Here is a 15499-nt window from a genome sequence, read left to right as displayed (position 1 = left end):
GGTCTCAAGGAACCAGAGCCCGAGCTTCCCTCCACGCCCCCTTTGGTTTGGGAAACTGAGGAGGCAGCCCCTGTCCCTCTGGAGCCTCCACAGAAGCAGGTCTCGTCCCCGCCCGAGCCCCTTTCCCCAGCCTCCAACCCGTTTCCGAGTCTTCTTGCGAACAACCAAACAGCGGCCCCGGCCCCTAGGGTGCTGCGGGTGCAGGCCTGGCAGCGCCTGGTAGCTCTGGGCCCTGCCCGGGAGGCCGCCTCCGCCCTGAGTGAGGCTTGGCGGGTGGAGGTGGGGCTCTACCCCCTTCTCTTCCGCGCAGTGGCCAAGGCCTTGGCCGACCTCCAAGCCCCCCTACGTCCCACCAAGGGCAGCCTCGAGGGCGACACCCTGGTGAGCCTGCGGGTGGCCCCTGCTCAGACCCTTCGGGGCACTCTGGACTCACTCCAGGTGGCCTCCGAGCCTGGCGAGGGCCTGGCGGTGCTTTCCCTCCTGGACACCCCCTTTGACCAGGTGATCCTCTTCGGTGTTCCCACCCTCACTCTGGGCCGGGCCCAGGGGGATTACGCCCTGCTCTCGCTCTCCGGAGAGGCGGGAGCGGGCCTACCAGGAGAACTCCTGGAGCGGGTGGCGTACTACCTCGAGCGGCCCATCCTGCTGGCCTAGCCGGCCGCACACCCTCCGGGGCTGCCCCTTCATCCTCGCTTAAAAAAGCCCCCTCTACCCCTACACGGGGTGGGGGGGGTGTGCTAGGCTCGAGGCATGGGAAGAAATTACCTGCTCAGCGCGATGCTCGCGGGGCTGGCCCTAGGCCTGTCCGGCTGTCTCGTGCTGGTTGAGCTACCAGTTTCCAACTTCCGCTTCGACAGCAACTGGCAGCGCACCACCGACGGGGCCTACGTGTTCTGCACCAACAAAACCAGCCAGATGCGCTATAAATTCCGCGCGCCAGACCCCTCGGTGATCACAAAGATTGAAGAGAGGTATGTGGGCTTGGCATCTGGAAGGACCCTTACCCTCGACCGTCCCATCGCTGACCTCAGCCGCGACGGAAACGACCTGGTGTTCATCGGGGAACTAACCTTTGGGGAAGGGGGTGTGCCCCAAAGCCTCCCCCCCGGCGTGGGCCAGCAATCCATCACCGTCACCCCTGTCAACCCGCCAACCTCAAGGAATGGGGCCACGACGGTCACAGTCACGGTCACGACCCGCAGCGGTGTTCAATACTCCGGCTCCTACACCTACGACACCTACGCCAACTGCCCCTGAGGTGAGCGCCCATGGCACGCCTTGTTCTGCTCCTTCTAGCCCTCAGCCTGGCCTCTTGCCGGGTTATCCTCGACCTTGAGGACGAGCCAGCTCCCCCAAACCCGCCGGTCACCCCGGTGCGGCCCGTGGTTCCCGTCCCTGGCCCCGGGACCTTTACCTACCGTTGCACCGGCGGCACGCTGGTGGTGCACTACCTGGACAGCAACAACCTGCGGCTCTTCTACGACGGCGCCTTCCAGAACCTGAGCCTGTTGCGCCGAAGCCCTACCCTGCTTTACAGCGGGGGAACCGGGGGGGCCTACACCTGGGAATGGGACGGAAGCTGGGGAAGCCTGAGCGTGCGGGGCCAGGTGGTGCTCCGCAACTGCGGGCTTTAGAGGTGAAAGCATGAAAAGGTTTCTCGGAGTCCTAGGCTCAGCCTTGCTCGCCCTTGGCCTCGCGCAAACCCTGCGTCCGCAGGGCATTGTCGTGAACCCCACCCCGCCCCCCGACCTCCAGGTGCGGGTCTGGGTGGACAAAGACCCCTCCAAGAGCAGCAACCCGGTCTACCAGTTTGGTGAGCCCATCCAAATCTCGGTACAGGTAACCCAGCCGGCCTACGTCTACCTCTTCAGCGTGCGGGCCACGGGGGAAATCGTGGGCATCCTGCCCAACGCCTTTGAGCAGCAGAACTTCCTCCAGGCCGGGGAGGTGCGCACCTTTCCAGGCCCTGGGGCCCGCTACACCTTCACCGTGGAAGGCCCCGCGGGCCAGGACCGGGTGCTGGCCGTGGCCAGCCGCCGTCCGCTGGACGTTTCGGAAATCGTGGACATCCAGACCGGCCAGGCCCGCATCCGAGGGGTAAACAACCTGGCTCGTTCGCTGTCCATCGTGGTCAGCCCGCTTCCCTCCACCGACTGGGTCACCGACGAGGCCTATTTCATCGCAGGGCAGCTCCCCCCACCGCCCACCACCGGCACCCTGGTCCTAAACAGCAGCCCCAGCGAGGCCCAGGCCCTTATAGACGGCCGGGTGGTGGGGACCACCCCGCTGGTCCTCGAGCTGCCTGCGGGGGAGTACAGGCTCGAGCTGCGCCGCAGCGGTTACGACCCCCTGCGGGTCTCCTTCTCCATCCGGCCCGGCCAGACCACCCAGCTCAATCTGACCCTTACCGCCACCCCACCCCCCACCGGCCTCCTGGCGGTGGACAGCAACCCCCGCGGTGCTGAGGTGCTGGTGGGGGACCGGGTGGCGGGCCGCACCCCCCTCAACCTCACCCTGGCCCCCGGCACCTACAGCGTGGAGCTGCGCCGCAGCGGTTTTAGCACCTTCCGCACCACCGTCACCGTCCAGCCTGGCCGCACCACCCGCATAAGCGCCAACCTGGTGGCCATCGCCCCGCCACCCCCCCCAGTGCGGCCGGTTCAGCCCGTTCAACCCGTCCAGCCGGTGCAGCCTGTTCAGCCAGCGCGCCCCTCGGGAACCGCAACCTACACCTGCCAAGGCGGAACCCTGGTGGTCAGCTACCTCAGCAACAACCAGGCACGCATCTTCTACGACGGGGCTTTTCATGTGCTTCCGCTGGTACGCACCAGCCCCACCCTGGTCTACGCCAACAGCACCTACACCTGGGAAATCGGAACGCTGGGCCGCCTAATTGCCCGGGGGCAGGTGGTCCTGTACAACTGCCGAATCTGAGCTGCTCCCCGGCGCTATAGCAGCGCCGGGGCCTTGTTTATTTAGTCCCTTAGCTTCTTGAGCGCCTCAATCAGCGCGGGCAGCACCTGGTGCACATCCCCCACAATGCCGTAATCGGCAATTTTGAAGATGGGTGCCTCGGGGTCTTTGTTCACCGCAGCGATGTACTTGCTCTTGTTCATCCCGGCCTGGTGCTGCACTGCGCCCGAGACCGCCAGGGCTAGGTAAAGGTTGGGCTGTACGGTCTTCCCGGTCTGGCCAACCTGCTCGCTGTAAGGACGCCAGCCCGCATCCACCACCGCGCGGGTCGCCCCCACCGCGGCGCCCAGCACACCGGCCAGCTCCTCGACCCCAGCGAAGGCCTCGGGGCTTCCAAGGCCCCGACCGCCGGTAACCACCACGGTGGCCTCGGTGAGCGAGACACCCTTTTTCTGCTCGCTCAGGCGCTCCAGCACCTCCACCCCAGCAGGGAGGCTCACCTCTAGTGGCTCCACCCGCCCACCCTCCTGCGGCTCGGCCGGAGGGGTGGTGTTGGGCTTGGCGGTGAAGACCACCGGTAGGGGGGCCTTCTGCCGCTCGGTGACCCGGTTGAGGTAGCTGTAGCGGGTACCGAGGATGTGCTGGCCGTCGGTGCTGGTCTCCAGGGTGTCCTCCAGAAGGCCGGCCTTCATCTTGTAGGCCAGCCGGGCCGTCCAGGTGCGGCTCTGGCGGCCTCCGGTAGCCGCCACCACCCTGGCCCCACTCCTTTGCACCGCAGCATAGGCAGCCTCAGCCCATTTCTCCGCTGTGTAGGGCCCCACCTCAGCAGCGTAGACCAACGGCAGGTAGCGGGCTGCCTCCTGGGCCACCACCTGGGTGTTCTCACCAATGACCACCCCCGCGATGGGCCCCAGGCTGCCAAGCTGGCGGGCCCGGGCAACAACTTCCAAGGCGCCTTTGCGCAAGCGCTGGCCATCGTGTTCCAGAACCACAAGAATCATTCCCAACACCTCCAGAAGGGCCCTTCTAAATCACCTTGGCCTCTTCGTGCAACAGCCGCACCAGCTCGTGGGCTGCGGCCACCGGGTCCTTTCCATCAATCATCCGGTTGAGCCGGGCCCGCTCCTGGATGCTCTGCTCGAGAATTTCCACCCGGCTTTGCAGGCTCACGGGTATCTTTTTCAGCTCTTTGCGCTTGGCCTTCATGATGCCGGGCAGGGTGGGGTAGCGGGGTTCATTCAGGCCCTGCTGGCTGGTGAAAACCGCCGGCAGGGCCACCCGCACCACCTCGGCGCCCTCGTCCAGGTCGTGCTTGGCCTTGGCGTGGCCCTCGCCCTCCAGCTCAATCTGGGTGGTCCAGCTCACCACTGGCCAGCCCAGGGCTTCGGCCAGGGCCGGCCCCAGGGCCTGGGCATCCCAGTCGGCTTGCTGCCCCCCCGTGAAGACCAGGGTGGGGGCCTCAGCCCGAATCACCTCGGCCAGGGCCTCGGCCTGGGTAATGGGGTCCAAGTAGCCCTCGGCCACCAGGTGGATCGCCCGGTCTATGCCCATGGCCAAGGCGGTGCGCAGGGCGTCCTCAAAGCGCTCAGGCCCTAAAGCCACCACCACGCTCTCCCCGCCGTGCTTCTCTTGCAGACGGATGACCTCCTCCACAGCCCACTCGTCCATCTGGTCAAGGATCATCGTGACGCCGGAAAGGTCCACCTTGCCCCCCTCAATCTTGAGGCGGGACTCGCCATCGGGTACCTGCCTTACGACCGCTAGGAACTTCACCTCTTCCTCCTTGTATCAAAACTGACCCAGTATGTGGCGGGCGATGATAAGCCGCTGAATCTCGTTGGTGCCCTCGTAGATTTGGTTGAGCTTGACATCGCGCAAAAGCTTTTCCACCGGGTACTCGCGCATGTAGCCGTAACCGCCGTGTATCTGGATGGCCTGGTTGGCTGCGGCGAAGGCCATCTCCGAGGCATAGGCCTTGGCGATGGCCGCGGCATGGGCGTGGGGCTGAGCAGTGTCCACCAGCCAAGCCGCGTAGTAGGTGTAGGCTCGAGCCGTCTCAATCCCCATGAGCATCTCGGCCAGCTTGAACTGGATGGCTTGAAACTCGGCGATGGGCCTACCAAAGGCTTCCCGCTCCTTGGCGTAACGCGCAGCCTCCTCCAAGGCCCGCCGGGCCACCCCTACGCTGCCCGCCGCCACCGGAATCCGGGTCTTGTCCAGGGTGCGCATGGCAATCTTGAACCCGTCCCCTTCCTGGCCCAGCAGGTTCTCAACCGGAACCCGGCAGTCCTCAAAAACCAGCTCGTAGGTGCCGCTGGCCCGCTGGCCCATCTTGCCGTGGAGCTTGTGGGCGGTAAAGCCTGGAGTACCCTTTTCCACCACGATGGCAATCACGCCCTTGTGGCGGGCCTCGGGGTTGACGGTGGCGAAGACCACTACCCACTCGGCCTCTCCCCCGTTGGAAATCCAGGTCTTGGTGCCGTTGAGCACATAGTGGTCCCCCTGGCGCACCGCCCGGGTACGAAGGGCCGCCGCATCGGAGCCATTTCCGGGCTCGGAAAGCGCAAAGGCCGCCAGGGCCGGCTTCTGGGTAATTTTTCGCAGAAAGCGCTCCTTCTGCTCATGCGTTCCGGCCAGCAAAAGGGGGGTGATGCCCAGGTCGGAGGCCATGGGAATGGTGTAGATGCCCATACACCCCCAGGCTAGCTCCTCACCGATGATGACCTCCTCGAGCATCCCCAAGCCCATCCCCCCGTACTCCTCAGGGACAATGGCGTTGAGCAACCCCACCTCGTGTAGCTTCTCCACCACGCCCCAAGGCACCTCCTCCCTGGCGTCGTACTCGGCGGCGATGGGGGCTATCTGCTCCCTGGCGAAGCGGCGAGCCAGCTTCTGCAGCTCTTTTTGTTCTTCGGTCAGGCTGAAGTCCACAGGCATAAGCAGCGCGGATAGCGTACAGCTAGCGGGCCATCGGCTACTGGCTATCGGCTCTCCCTCACCTCCCTCGGCAACACTTCTTGTACTGAGTATAACTTTTTTCTCCCCAGCCTGTCCATCGTATCACGGGTTCGGGGCCAGAAAAACGCTGTGTATGGGAATCCACAAACATCCCTTTCTCAGGCGTAGAATCCGCGCTATGAGCTTACTTTTCAGCCCGCTAAAGCTGCGCTCCATCACCCTCAAAAACCGCATCGCCATGTCCCCCATGTGCCAGTACTCAGCCCAAGGAGGCCAGGTGACCGAGTGGCACCTGCTCCACTACCCCACCCGGGCCGTGGGCGGCGCGGGGCTGATTATCGTAGAGGCCACCGCGGTGGAGGCCCGGGGGGTCATCAGCCCCGACGACCTAGGCATCTGGTCGGACGAGCACCTACCGGGGCTGAAGGAGCTGGCCCGGCGCATTAAGTCGGCGGGGGCCGTTCCGGGCATCCAGATCGCCCACGCCGGGCGCAAGGCGGGCGTCTTGAGCCCTTGGAAAGGAGGAAAGCCACTGCACCTTTGGACGCCGGTGGCCCCCAGCCCCCTGGCCTTTGATGAGGGATGGCCTGTGCCCCAGGAGCTGGACCTAGCAGGGCTCGAGGAGGTGCGCTGGGCCTTCCAGCAGGGGGCCAGGCGGGCCCTCCTGGCCGGCTTTGAGGTGCTGGAAATCCACATGGCCCACGGCTACCTGCTGCACTCTTTCCTCTCCCCCCTGACCAACCACCGCACCGACCGGTACGGGGGCAGCCGCGAGAACCGCATGCGCTTCCCCCTGGAGGTTGCTGAAGCGGTGCGGGAGGTCTGGCCCGCCGAGCTGCCCCTTCTGGTGCGGGTCTCGGCGGTGGACTGGGCGGAAGGTGGGTGGAGCCTCGAGGACACCCTAGCCCTAGCGGAAGCACTTCGGCAGCGGGGCGTGGACCTGCTGGACTGTTCCTCAGGTGGGGCCCTTCCCGGTGTAAGGATTCCTCTAGGACCTGGATACCAGGTACCCTTCGCCGCAGAGGTGCGGAAGGCCACGGGCCTGGCCACAGGAGCGGTAGGCCTCATCACCGAGCCCTCCCAGGCCGAAGCGGTCCTACAGCAAGGCCAGGCTGAGCTGGTCCTCCTGGGACGGGTGTTGCTGCGGGAGCCCTACTGGCCCTACCGGGCCGGCCAGGCCCTGGGCCACAAAACCTGGCCTCCGCAGTACGAGCGGGCTTTCTAGACCTCAGGCGCTCTTCGGGGTAGAATGCAGGTCTGGTTGCGGAGGTAGAACGTGGCAGAACCCGGGATTGACAAGCTCCTTTCCTTGACCGACTCCAAGTACCGCCTCACGGTGGTAACCGCCAAGCGGGCCCAGCAGCTTCTGCGCTACGACTTCAAAAACACCGTCTTGGAGCCTAAGGAGCAGCCCCGCATGCATACCCTGGAAGGCGACAAGCCAGACCCCAACCCGGTCACCTGGGCCATGCAGGAACTCCTCACCGGTCGGCTGAAAATTGGCGAGAGCCTGCTGCCCGAGGACCGGCTGACCCGGCTGCTCGACCAGATGTACCCCCGCGAGGCGAGCGAGTCCGCAGACTAAAGGGGCTACCCTGAAGCAGGTCGGCCAAGGTCGGCCTGCATTTTTATGCGTGAAAGGCCGGGTATTCAGCGTATAATCGTCGGAGGCGGACCCTCATGGCAAGCAAGGAGCAACGGCAACGGGCCATCCAGGAAATCATCAGCCGGGAGACCATATCCACCCAGGCCGAGCTGGTGGAGCGGCTACGCCAGATGAACTTCAAGGTCACTCAGGCCACCGTAAGCCGCGACATCAACGAGATGCGGCTGGTACGCCTGCCCTTAGGAGGCGGAAAGCACAAGTACGTGCTTGCGGGCATGGAGATGGCCGAACATGCCAAGGAGGAGCTCCGCCGCATCTTCCCCACCTTTGTCCACGACGTGGACCGGGGGGAAAACATTCTGGTGCTCAAGGTCTCGGAAGGCCACGCCTCGGGCATTGCCCTCCTGATTGACCGCTTGCGCCGGGATGACATCGTGGGCACCCTAGCCGGCGAGGACGCCATTTTGGTGGTGGCCCGTTCAAAAGAGCAGGCCCAGGCCCTACAGGAGGAGTTTGAGTCCCTGATGGCCTTAGGCTAACCCCCCGCCTATGGTTGAATTCGCCCTAAAAGCCTTCCTGACCTTTTTCGTGCTGATTGACCCCATCGGCCTCATTCCCCTCTTTCTGGCCCTGGTGGGCACCCGCAGTTACGCTGAGCAGAAGCGCATTGCGCTGCGGGCCACCCTTATCGCAGGACTCCTGGTTCTGAGTTTCGCCCTGGTGGGCAATGCAGTCTTGCATCACCTGGGCATTAGCCTGGCCGCGCTCAAGGTGGCCGGGGGAATACTCCTTTTTCGAATTGCCCTAGACATGGTCTACGCCCGGCTCGAGCGCGAGACCACCGAGGAACACGTGGAGTCCCAAGCCCGCTCGGACATATCGGTCTTCCCCCTGGCCATCCCCCTGATCGCTGGGCCTGGCACCCTGGCAGCGGTGCTCATCCTGACCGGGACGGCCCCCGGTGGGGCCTGGGGGTTCGTGCTGGTGCTGCTGATGGCCGCAGCGGTGCTCTTCATCACCTACTGGGCGCTCCGCGCCGCGCTCAAGTTCGCCAGCTCGCTTGGCCGCACGGGCATCAACGTGATTACCCGGGTGCTGGGAATCCTGCTGGCAGCCTTGGCAGTCCAGTACGTGGCCGACGGGCTAAAGACCCTCCTCAGCCTCCGTTGAGCGGAGCGCCCGGCGCTTGTCGGCGTACATGGCCGCATCCCCCTGGCTCAGGGCGGTGGCCAGGTCCATCAGGGCGGAGACCCGAACCGCCCCCGCGCTCACCTCCACATGGAGTTCGGCCCGGACCCGCTCAATCACCTCCGGAGCCTCCTCCAGGGGCAGCCCCAGGTGCAGGCTCACGAACTCGTCCCCACCGATGCGAAAGGCCTGGTCCTCCTTGCGCATCACGCTTCTCAAAACTGTGGCCAGTATCTTGAGGGCTTGATCCCCCGCGGCGTGGCCATAGTGGTCGTTGATTCGCTTTAGGCCATCCATGTCCCAGTAGATGAGGGTAAGGGGCAGGTCCAACCGCTCCGCCTGGGCCTTGATGCGCACAAAGTCCTCCTCCAAGGCCCGGCGGTTGCCCAGTCCGGTAAGGGCGTCTTGAAGGGCCAGCTCGGAAAGGTAGCGCCGGGACAGAAGCCCATAAAGCACCGTAGCAGCCTGCAGAGCAAAGGTCTGGGCGATGGCCAGGCTCTCCTTTGGAAAGGCTTCAGTGGAGGTAAAAGCGTCCAGGTTCAAAGTGCCCATCACCTGGCCCTGGAGCACAACCGGAACGGTAACGGTGGCCTTTAGGTGTTCTATTTTCCCGGCCTTTTGAAAGACCTCCAGGCCAGGCGTTGCGGTGTTCCCCGAACGTTCTTGAAGCTCCGGGGCCACCAGCAGACGGGGCTTGCCAAGCAGCCAGGCCTCCTCTCCCAACCCATACCAGCGCAGCTCATCTTGGTAGCTCACCGAGTGTTGGGTCAGCTCTGGGTCAAAGCCGATCTGGGCCACATAGCGGAAGGCCCCGTTCTCGAGCAGGGTGAGGCTACCGGCCTCGGCGCCGGGCACCACCTTTACCGCGGCCTCCAGAATCCGCTGAAACAGGTGCTCGAGCTTCTCCTCCTGGGTGAGGAGGCTGGAGAGGACCTCGAGGGAGGAGGCGTAGGCCAGGGCCTGGGTATACTCCTGGGTTACCTCGTGCAAGATGCAAAGCCAACCACCTTTGTAGGGGGCCTGGCTTGGCCTAAACCAGCGCCAACGCTTGCCTGGAAGGCCCAACAACCCATCTGAACTACCCTGCCACCACCTCGGCCCCTGGAGCGCCGAAGCGGGTTGCAACCAGTCCGCTAAGGAGCTGCCCAGGAGCTGGACACCGGACAGCAAGGAGGCGGCAGCCGGGTTATACCAGCCGATGCGCCCCTCCAGGTCCAGCCAGACCGCCGCTTCTGGAAGCGCATCCAGCCAGGCCAGGGTCTCGGGTTCAAGTACCACGCCAGGCTTGTCCATAAAAATTACAAAGTTTGCCCCTAGTGTATGCAGCCGGTGCCTCTCCTGCAACCGCTGCTCGAGCCGTAGGGCTTCAAATGGGCCTTCTGCCGACCGCAAGCAGCTCCCGGGCATGCTCCAAGGCGGCTTCCGAGTAGCTGCCCGAAAGCATCCGGGCCAATTCCCGCACCCGCTCCTCCCCCTCCACCCGCTCAACCCGCACCGTCCCCCCCTCCTTGACCACCCGGTAGTGGAACTGGGCCCGCGCGGCAATCTGGGGCAGGTGGGTGACCACCAACACCTGGCGGCCCTCAGCAAGGCAGGCCAGCCTCTCGGCCACCCGCCAGGCCGCCTCCCCCCCAACCCCAGCGTCCACCTCGTCAAAAACCACCGTCTCGGCCTCGGCCCCAGTAAGAAGGGCCAAGGCCAACATCACCCGGGAAAGCTCCCCCCCCGAGGCGGCCTTTTCCAGGGGCGCTTCGGCCAGGTCGGGGTTAGCCGAAAAGAAAAACTGCACCTCCTCTAGGCCCTCGGGGCCCGGGCTTTCCAGAGGAAGAAGGGCCACCCGAAGCCGAGCGGTGGGCATTCCCAAGGCCCGAATTTCCTGCGTGGCCGCCTCGGACAACCATTGCCCCACCTCCTCGCGGGCCTCCGACAAGCGCCTTCCAAAGGTGCAAAGCTCTTCCCAGGCCCGCTCGCGCTCGGCACGCAAGGCCCCAAGGCGCTCCTCAGCCCCCTCGAGCCCCTCCAGCTCGCGTTTTGCCGCCTCGGCAAACTCCAGGATGCCTAGAATCCCCTCGCCGTACTTGCGTTCCAGCCGCTCAATTAGGGCTAGGCGGGCCTCCACCTCCTCCAGCCGCTCAGGGTCAGCCTCCAAGCCCTCCAGATAGTCCTCCAGCTCTCGGCCAACCGCCCTAAGAGCATCCAAGGCACCCTCGAGGTCGCGTCCTAAAGACTCTAGGTGGGGGTCGTGCCGACCAGCGGCCCGCAACTCCCGTAGGGCCAGCCCCACCAGCCCCAGCGCATCGCCCTCCCCGCTCAGGGCCGCGGTGGCCGCGGATACCCGGGCCCGCAGGGCCTCCAGGTGCCGCAACCGCTCGGCCTCCCGCTGAAGCTGCTCGAGCTCACCAGGAAGGAGCTGGGCCCGCTCAATCTCCTGGATTTGAAAGCGCAGGATGTCCGCCTTGCGCTCCCGCTCGCGGGCCGCCGCCTCCAAGGCGGCGATTTCCTCTTGGAGGACCTGGTAGCGGGCGTAGGCCTGGCGGTAGCCCTCCAAGAGGCCGGGCTCTACCCGGGCATCCAGAAAGCCGCGCTGGGCCTTGCGGCCCACGAGGGCTAAGGCCGCGTGCTGGGCATGCACCGCCAGGTGCCGGCTGGCCTCCTCGGCCAGCTCCCTCAGGCTCACCACCTCCCCTTCAATCCGGGCCAGGCTGCGCCCTCCCGAGAACCTGCGGGAGAGGCTCTTTCCGTTGAAAAAGGCCGTGACCAGAAGGGTATCCGCCCCCGGGCGCAACAACCCCTCGGCCCTTTCCCCCAGAAGGAGCAGCAAAGCGTCCACCAAAAGGCTCTTGCCCGCCCCGGTTTCCCCGGTGAGCGCGGTAAGGCCTGGGCCTGGCTCGAGGGACACCCGCTCCAGCACCGCCAAGTTCTGCACCTCGAGGCGTTCTAGCATAGCCAGCCCCAGGGTATCACAGGGGTTTTGCCGGAAACAGAACGCGGCCAAGGTTTGGGCCAAAGGGTGTAATCTGAGGGCAAATAAGGAAGCTCTACCCGTGCGGATTTTGGCCCTTTCCGACCAGATTCACCCCTTCATCTACCAGGAGCGCTTTCCCAGCAACCTGCCTCCTTTTGACCTGGTGCTCATCGCCGGCGACCTTCCGGGAAGCTACATAGAGTTCGTAGCCACCAAGGTCCGGGTGCCGGTGGTCTACGTCCACGGCAACCACAAGGAAGAGTATGTGCAGGACTACCTGGGCCACCTCACCCCGCCCGGGGGGGCCATCCCAGCCCACGGGCGGATTGTGCGGGTGGCTGGGCTGAGGATTGCCGGATGGGGCGGCTGTCCCCGCTACAACCGCCGCGAGATGGGGCAGTATGCCGAGGCGGAGGCACAGGGCCGGTTTCTGTCCTGGCTCCCCCTGCTCATGCCCCACCGGCTGGCCCAGGGGCACGGCGTGGACATCCTGCTCAGCCACGCCCCTCCCCCAGGCCCCCATGCCGGCCCCGACTTCGCCCACCGAGGCAGCAGCGCCCTGGGGCTTTTCCACCGCCTTTACCGCCCCAGGCTGCACGTGCACGGGCATGTGCACCTCTACGAAGCCCAGCCCCAGCGGGAGTACCTGAGCCCGGAGGGCGTGCGGGTGGTCAACGCCTTCGCCTACACCCTGATCGAGCTGTGAGGCCCCGTCGCGCGGCGGGGCCTGGTTCAGGGCAGGCGCCGGGCCAGCCAGGCCCGGGCGGCGGCCAGCTCTGGGGTTTCTAAGGCGTGCCCGGCAGGCCACCAGGCGGCCTCAACCCGTGCCCCGGCCCGTTCTAAGGATTCCAGCAAGGCTTCCACCCGTTCCCGAGGCGCCCAGGGGTCTTTTTCCCCTGCGGCCACATACACCGCCTTGCCCGAAAGGTCCGGAAGAGGGTGGGGCCGGAGGGGAAGCACGGGCCGGAGCAAGAGGGCCCCCTCCAACAGGCTAGGGTGAAGCAGCAACAAGGCCGCGGCCATGTTGGCCCCGTTGGAGTAGCCCATTGCGTAGACCGGTAGGCCTTCCAGCCCGTAGTGGCCCTGGGCTGCCCCGACGAAGGCAGCCAGGTCGGCGGCCTGGACCCTCAGGTCTGCTTCGTCAAAGACCCCGGGGGCCAGCCGGCGGAAAAAACGGGGGGCGCCGTTTTCCAAAACCTTGCCCCTTGGAGCCAGTAAGGGCACGCCCGGAGCAAGGCGTTGGGCCAGGGGCACCAGGTCGTCCTCGTTGCCCCCGGTGCCGTGCAGCAGGAGCAGCAGGCAGGGCCGGGGGCCTGGCTCGAAGCGGTGGACAAAGCTAAGCCCGCTCATGGTGCGGCTTGGGCAACGCAAGGGAGGGCAACCCGGCTTCTATCTGGGCCCGCCTGGGCTCGAGCCAAGGAGGCAGCACCAGGCGCTCTCCCAGGTGGGCGGGGTCTTCGTCCACCCCAAAGCCAGGGCCGTCGGTGGCCAGCTCAAAGACCACCCCGCCCGGTTCGCTGAAGTAGACGGAACGAAACCAGAAGCGGTCAATAGAGCGGGTAGCGAGGATGCCCAGGGATAGAATCCTCTGGCGCACCTCCATCTGGTGCTCTAGGTCTTCTACCCGCCAGGCCAGGTGATGCACGCTGCCCACCCCCCAGCGGCCTTTGGGGGCTTGGGGCAGCTCCTTAATGTCCAAGAAGCTTCCCGAACCCCCTTGGGCCAAGGCGTAGCGGCGCCACCCCTCCTGGTGCCCCAGGTAGGAGAAACCAAGCTGTTCCAAGAACTGCGCCGTTGGCCCCAAAGCCCCTTCCCACAGCCGCGCCCCATGCAGGCCCATGATCTGGAACCGCTCGGGCACCCCGCTCCTCTCCCAGGGGCTAAACGGGCGGGGGGCCGTCTCTACCAAGGCCAGCTCGAGCCCGTCCGGGTCGCGGAAGGGTAGGGCTCTCTCGCCAAACCACACCTCAGGGGCACCCAACCGCACCCCGTAGTGTTCCAGCCTGCTTTCCCAGTAAGCCAGGCTGCCCTGGGGCACGGCGAGCTGTACCTCCACTGTGAGCCCGCTGCCCTTGCGGCCCGGGGCCAGGCGTTCCCAAGGGAAAAAGGTCAAGTCGGTACCGGGCCGCCCCTCCGCGTCGGCGTAGAACAGGTGGTAGGTGCCCGGGTCGTCCTGGTTCACGCTCCGCTTGACCAAGCGAAGCCCCAGCACCCCGGCGTAGAAGTCCAAATTGCCCTGGGCGCTGCCGGCAATGGCCGTAATATGGTGTAAGCCAAGAACAGGGCGCATCCTTCCCCTAAACCGCCGCGGGTTCAGGGACCGCCACCGCCTCCACGTCCACGGTGAAGTGAACCTCCTCCCCCACCAACAAAGCCCCAAACTCCAGCACCTGGTTCCAGGTCAGGCCGAAGTCCTTGCGGTTGAGCGTCCCGCTGGCGCTGGCCCCGATGCGGGTATTGCCCCAAGGGTCCTTTACCGGCGGGCTGACCTCGGCCTCCAGGGCCACCTCCCGCGTCGTCCCACGGATGGTCAGGTCGCCCAAAATCCGGTAGCGCCCCTCGCCCAAGGCCTCCACCTTCCGGCTCACAAAACGGATTTCCGGGTAGTTCTCCACATCCAGGAAATCCCCCGAGCGCAGGTGGGCGTCGCGCTGGGCATCCCCCGTCTCAATGCTGGCCGCCTCAATGGTGGCCTCCACCCGCTCGGGCACCCCCTTCTCGTTGGTCACCACCAGACCGGCGGCCTTTTTAAACTGGCCGCGCACGGTGAAAAGGCCCATGTGCTTTACCGAAAAGGCCACGTTGGTATGGCTGCTGTCCAAGTTCCAGCGCATTCTGCTTCCTCCCTGCCTCGCCGCGCTGCGGGCGGCCAGGCTTGCGCATCATATTTTATAGCGATATTTGTTGTCAAGTATTTGGACATAGAAAGCATCATGGTACACTAGGGCCAGGATGCCCAGGCACTCCGTTCAAGCAACCGCCGAGGCCGACCACAGCTTCTGCCCGGTGTACGAAGCCATCAACATCCTGCAGGAGAAGTGGACGCTGCACATCATCCGCAGCCTGCTGCAGGGTCCCCGGGGCTTCAACGAACTCTCCCGGGCGGTAGGGGGCTGCAACCCGGCCACCCTAGCCCAGCGCCTGGAGAAGCTCGAGCAGCTAGGCATCATCTCCAAAACCATCCACTCCACCATGCCCCCCCGCACCAGCTACGCCCTGACCCAAGCGGGGCAGGCCCTACAAGAGGTCATAGAGGCCATAGACCGCTGGAGCCGGGCCTACCTGCCCAAGCCCTCAGAGGGCCTCCCTTAGCCCTCGAGCCACCCCGGCCACTTTGGGGTCGGGGTCTTGGAAGAACCTCTCCAAAAGGGCCCGCTCCCCCAGCCGGGCCAGGGCCTGGGCAGCGGTGGCCCGGACCACGGGATTCACATCCTGGGCGGCCTTGAGGGCCAGGGGGAGAAGCTCTGGATAGGCGAGGTTAGAGAGCACCACCAGGGCGTTGCGGGCCATGCGGGTACGCCCTGGCCGCAGGAAAGCGGTTCCGGCGTACCTTCGCTCAAAGGCCCTGGAGGACAGCTCAAAGAAGTCCAGCAGGTTGGGGTAGGCCAAATCGGCCTCTGGGGAGAAACCGGCCCAGAAAGCCCGGGCCTTGCGGTTCCAGGGACAGACTTCCTGGCAAACATCGCAGCCGAAGAGCCAGTCCCCTAAGCCGCTCCACAGCTCGAGGGGTATGGTTCCGCGGTGCTCAATCGTCCAGTAGCTGATGCAGCGCCGGGCGTCCAGGGTCCCATCCCCCAGCAGGGCCCCCGTGGGGCAGCCCCCCAAGCAACGGGCACAAGCCCCACAGCGGTCGGGGTAGGGTGGGGGCG

18 protein-coding genes and 1 pseudogene are annotated in these 15499 nt (G+C 65.5%); 10 read left to right on the top strand and 9 right to left on the bottom strand.

Annotated features, from left to right (window positions below; all coding sequences use genetic code 11):
• The 4 genes and pseudogenes from Mlute_RS10075 to Mlute_RS10060 all read left to right on the top strand — a co-directional run.
• Window positions 1-654 (top strand): annotated as a pseudogene (locus Mlute_RS10075) (E3 binding domain-containing protein); the annotation flags it as partial.
• A gap of 96 nt (window positions 655-750) precedes the next feature.
• Window positions 751-1257 (top strand): hypothetical protein, encoded by a 507-nt coding sequence (locus Mlute_RS10070; protein ID WP_245958936.1) that lies wholly within the window; start codon window positions 751-753, stop codon window positions 1255-1257.
• A gap of 11 nt (window positions 1258-1268) precedes the next feature.
• Window positions 1269-1634: a hypothetical protein gene (locus Mlute_RS10065; RefSeq protein ID WP_119360528.1), complete on the top strand. Its 366-nt coding sequence runs from the start codon at window positions 1269-1271 to the stop codon at window positions 1632-1634.
• 10 nt (window positions 1635-1644) lie between these two features.
• Window positions 1645-2934 (top strand): PEGA domain-containing protein, encoded by a 1290-nt coding sequence (locus Mlute_RS10060; protein ID WP_119360527.1) that lies wholly within the window; start codon window positions 1645-1647, stop codon window positions 2932-2934.
• A 41-nt stretch (window positions 2935-2975) separates the two neighbouring features.
• On the opposite strand, the gene Mlute_RS10055 is transcribed toward Mlute_RS10060, so the two are convergent.
• Genes Mlute_RS10055 through Mlute_RS10045 form a run of 3 tightly spaced genes read right to left on the bottom strand, consistent with a single transcriptional unit; the run spans window position 2976 to window position 5850 of the window.
• Window positions 2976-3914: an electron transfer flavoprotein subunit alpha/FixB family protein gene (locus tag Mlute_RS10055; RefSeq protein ID WP_119360526.1), complete on the bottom strand. Its 939-nt coding sequence runs from the start codon at window positions 3912-3914 to the stop codon at window positions 2976-2978.
• 25 nt (window positions 3915-3939) lie between these two features.
• A complete protein-coding gene (locus Mlute_RS10050; protein ID WP_119360525.1) occupies window positions 3940-4686 on the bottom strand; it encodes an electron transfer flavoprotein subunit beta/FixA family protein in 747 nt (248 codons plus the stop codon).
• Window positions 4687-4701: 15 nt separating this feature from the next.
• Complete coding sequence (locus Mlute_RS10045; protein ID WP_119360524.1) at window positions 4702-5850, bottom strand: acyl-CoA dehydrogenase family protein; 1149 nt, start codon at window positions 5848-5850, stop codon at window positions 4702-4704.
• A gap of 199 nt (window positions 5851-6049) precedes the next feature.
• On the opposite strand from Mlute_RS10045, the gene Mlute_RS10040 reads away from it, so the two are divergent.
• The 4 genes from Mlute_RS10040 to Mlute_RS10025 all read left to right on the top strand — a co-directional run bounded on the left by Mlute_RS10040 (window position 6050) and on the right by Mlute_RS10025 (window position 8647).
• Complete coding sequence (locus Mlute_RS10040; RefSeq protein WP_119360523.1) at window positions 6050-7096, top strand: NADH:flavin oxidoreductase/NADH oxidase; 1047 nt, start codon at window positions 6050-6052, stop codon at window positions 7094-7096.
• A gap of 51 nt (window positions 7097-7147) precedes the next feature.
• Window positions 7148-7456, top strand: a complete 309-nt coding sequence (rpoZ, locus tag Mlute_RS10035; protein ID WP_119360522.1) for a DNA-directed RNA polymerase subunit omega — start codon at window positions 7148-7150, stop codon at window positions 7454-7456.
• Window positions 7457-7551: 95 nt separating this feature from the next.
• The gene (gene argR / locus Mlute_RS10030; protein ID WP_119360521.1) at window positions 7552-8016 is read left to right on the top strand and encodes an arginine repressor; all 465 of its coding nucleotides are present in this window, start codon (window positions 7552-7554) and stop codon (window positions 8014-8016) included.
• A gap of 10 nt (window positions 8017-8026) precedes the next feature.
• On the top strand, window positions 8027-8647 hold the full coding sequence (locus Mlute_RS10025) for a MarC family protein (RefSeq protein ID WP_119360520.1): 621 nt from the start codon (window positions 8027-8029) through the stop codon (window positions 8645-8647).
• Here the strand turns inward: Mlute_RS10025 and Mlute_RS10020 are convergent.
• Both Mlute_RS10020 and Mlute_RS10015 read right to left on the bottom strand, forming a co-directional pair.
• On the bottom strand, window positions 8621-9958 hold the full coding sequence (locus Mlute_RS10020; RefSeq protein ID WP_182482534.1) for a diguanylate cyclase: 1338 nt from the start codon (window positions 9956-9958) through the stop codon (window positions 8621-8623). The genes Mlute_RS10025 and Mlute_RS10020 overlap by 27 nt on opposite strands.
• Window positions 9959-10031: 73 nt before the next feature.
• Complete coding sequence (locus tag Mlute_RS10015) at window positions 10032-11609, bottom strand: DNA repair protein RecN (protein WP_119360529.1); 1578 nt, start codon at window positions 11607-11609, stop codon at window positions 10032-10034.
• Between the two features lie 100 nt (window positions 11610-11709).
• Here Mlute_RS10015 and Mlute_RS10010 point away from each other — a divergent pair, with 100 nt between their 5' ends.
• Complete coding sequence (locus Mlute_RS10010) at window positions 11710-12336, top strand: metallophosphoesterase (RefSeq protein ID WP_119360518.1); 627 nt, start codon at window positions 11710-11712, stop codon at window positions 12334-12336.
• 26 nt (window positions 12337-12362) lie between these two features.
• Here Mlute_RS10010 and Mlute_RS10005 read toward each other — a convergent pair whose 3' ends face one another.
• From Mlute_RS10005 to Mlute_RS09995, 3 genes are read right to left on the bottom strand one after another with little or no spacing between them, the layout of a single operon-like run.
• Window positions 12363-12980, bottom strand: a complete 618-nt coding sequence (locus Mlute_RS10005) for an alpha/beta hydrolase (RefSeq protein ID WP_119360517.1) — start codon at window positions 12978-12980, stop codon at window positions 12363-12365.
• Entirely contained in the window at window positions 12967-13920 is a 954-nt protein-coding gene (locus Mlute_RS10000) for a ring-cleaving dioxygenase (RefSeq protein ID WP_119360516.1), read from the bottom strand. The genes Mlute_RS10005 and Mlute_RS10000 overlap by 14 nt, the downstream gene beginning before the upstream one ends.
• 7 nt (window positions 13921-13927) lie before the next feature.
• Entirely contained in the window at window positions 13928-14464 is a 537-nt protein-coding gene (locus Mlute_RS09995; protein WP_119360515.1) for a YceI family protein, read from the bottom strand.
• 118 nt (window positions 14465-14582) lie between these two features.
• Here Mlute_RS09995 and Mlute_RS09990 point away from each other — a divergent pair, with 118 nt between their 5' ends.
• Entirely contained in the window at window positions 14583-14942 is a 360-nt protein-coding gene (locus tag Mlute_RS09990; protein WP_119360514.1) for a winged helix-turn-helix transcriptional regulator, read from the top strand.
• On the opposite strand, the gene Mlute_RS09985 is transcribed toward Mlute_RS09990, so the two are convergent.
• Window positions 14925-15499: epoxyqueuosine reductase (locus Mlute_RS09985; RefSeq protein ID WP_182482533.1), on the bottom strand; the 575-nt coding region annotated here is incomplete at its 5' end. The two genes, Mlute_RS09990 and Mlute_RS09985, sit on opposite strands and share 18 nt — an antisense overlap.

Origin of the sequence: Meiothermus luteus, assembly GCF_003574085.1 — a bacterium.
Lineage (GTDB): Bacteria > Deinococcota > Deinococci > Deinococcales > Thermaceae > Meiothermus > Meiothermus luteus.
This window is presented reverse-complemented; position numbering and strand designations above follow the sequence as displayed.

Coding starts and splice junctions, on each gene's coding strand:
- Mlute_RS10070 (WP_245958936.1), top strand. CDS start 751: ATGGGAAGAAATTACCTGCTCAGCGCGATGCTCGCGGGGCTGGCCCTA.
- Mlute_RS10065 (WP_119360528.1), top strand. CDS start 1,269: ATGGCACGCCTTGTTCTGCTCCTTCTAGCCCTCAGCCTGGCCTCTTGC.
- Mlute_RS10060 (WP_119360527.1), top strand. CDS start 1,645: ATGAAAAGGTTTCTCGGAGTCCTAGGCTCAGCCTTGCTCGCCCTTGGC.
- Mlute_RS10055 (WP_119360526.1), bottom strand. CDS start 3,914: ATGATTCTTGTGGTTCTGGAACACGATGGCCAGCGCTTGCGCAAAGGC.
- Mlute_RS10045 (WP_119360524.1), bottom strand. CDS start 5,850: ATGCCTGTGGACTTCAGCCTGACCGAAGAACAAAAAGAGCTGCAGAAG.
- Mlute_RS10040 (WP_119360523.1), top strand. CDS start 6,050: ATGAGCTTACTTTTCAGCCCGCTAAAGCTGCGCTCCATCACCCTCAAA.
- argR (WP_119360521.1), top strand. CDS start 7,552: ATGGCAAGCAAGGAGCAACGGCAACGGGCCATCCAGGAAATCATCAGC.
- Mlute_RS10025 (WP_119360520.1), top strand. CDS start 8,027: ATGGTTGAATTCGCCCTAAAAGCCTTCCTGACCTTTTTCGTGCTGATT.
- Mlute_RS10020 (WP_182482534.1), bottom strand. CDS start 9,958: ATGGACAAGCCTGGCGTGGTACTTGAACCCGAGACCCTGGCCTGGCTG.
- Mlute_RS10015 (WP_119360529.1), bottom strand. CDS start 11,609: ATGCTAGAACGCCTCGAGGTGCAGAACTTGGCGGTGCTGGAGCGGGTG.
- Mlute_RS10005 (WP_119360517.1), bottom strand. CDS start 12,980: ATGAGCGGGCTTAGCTTTGTCCACCGCTTCGAGCCAGGCCCCCGGCCC.
- Mlute_RS10000 (WP_119360516.1), bottom strand. CDS start 13,920: ATGCGCCCTGTTCTTGGCTTACACCATATTACGGCCATTGCCGGCAGC.
- Mlute_RS09995 (WP_119360515.1), bottom strand. CDS start 14,464: ATGCGCTGGAACTTGGACAGCAGCCATACCAACGTGGCCTTTTCGGTA.
- Mlute_RS09990 (WP_119360514.1), top strand. CDS start 14,583: ATGCCCAGGCACTCCGTTCAAGCAACCGCCGAGGCCGACCACAGCTTC.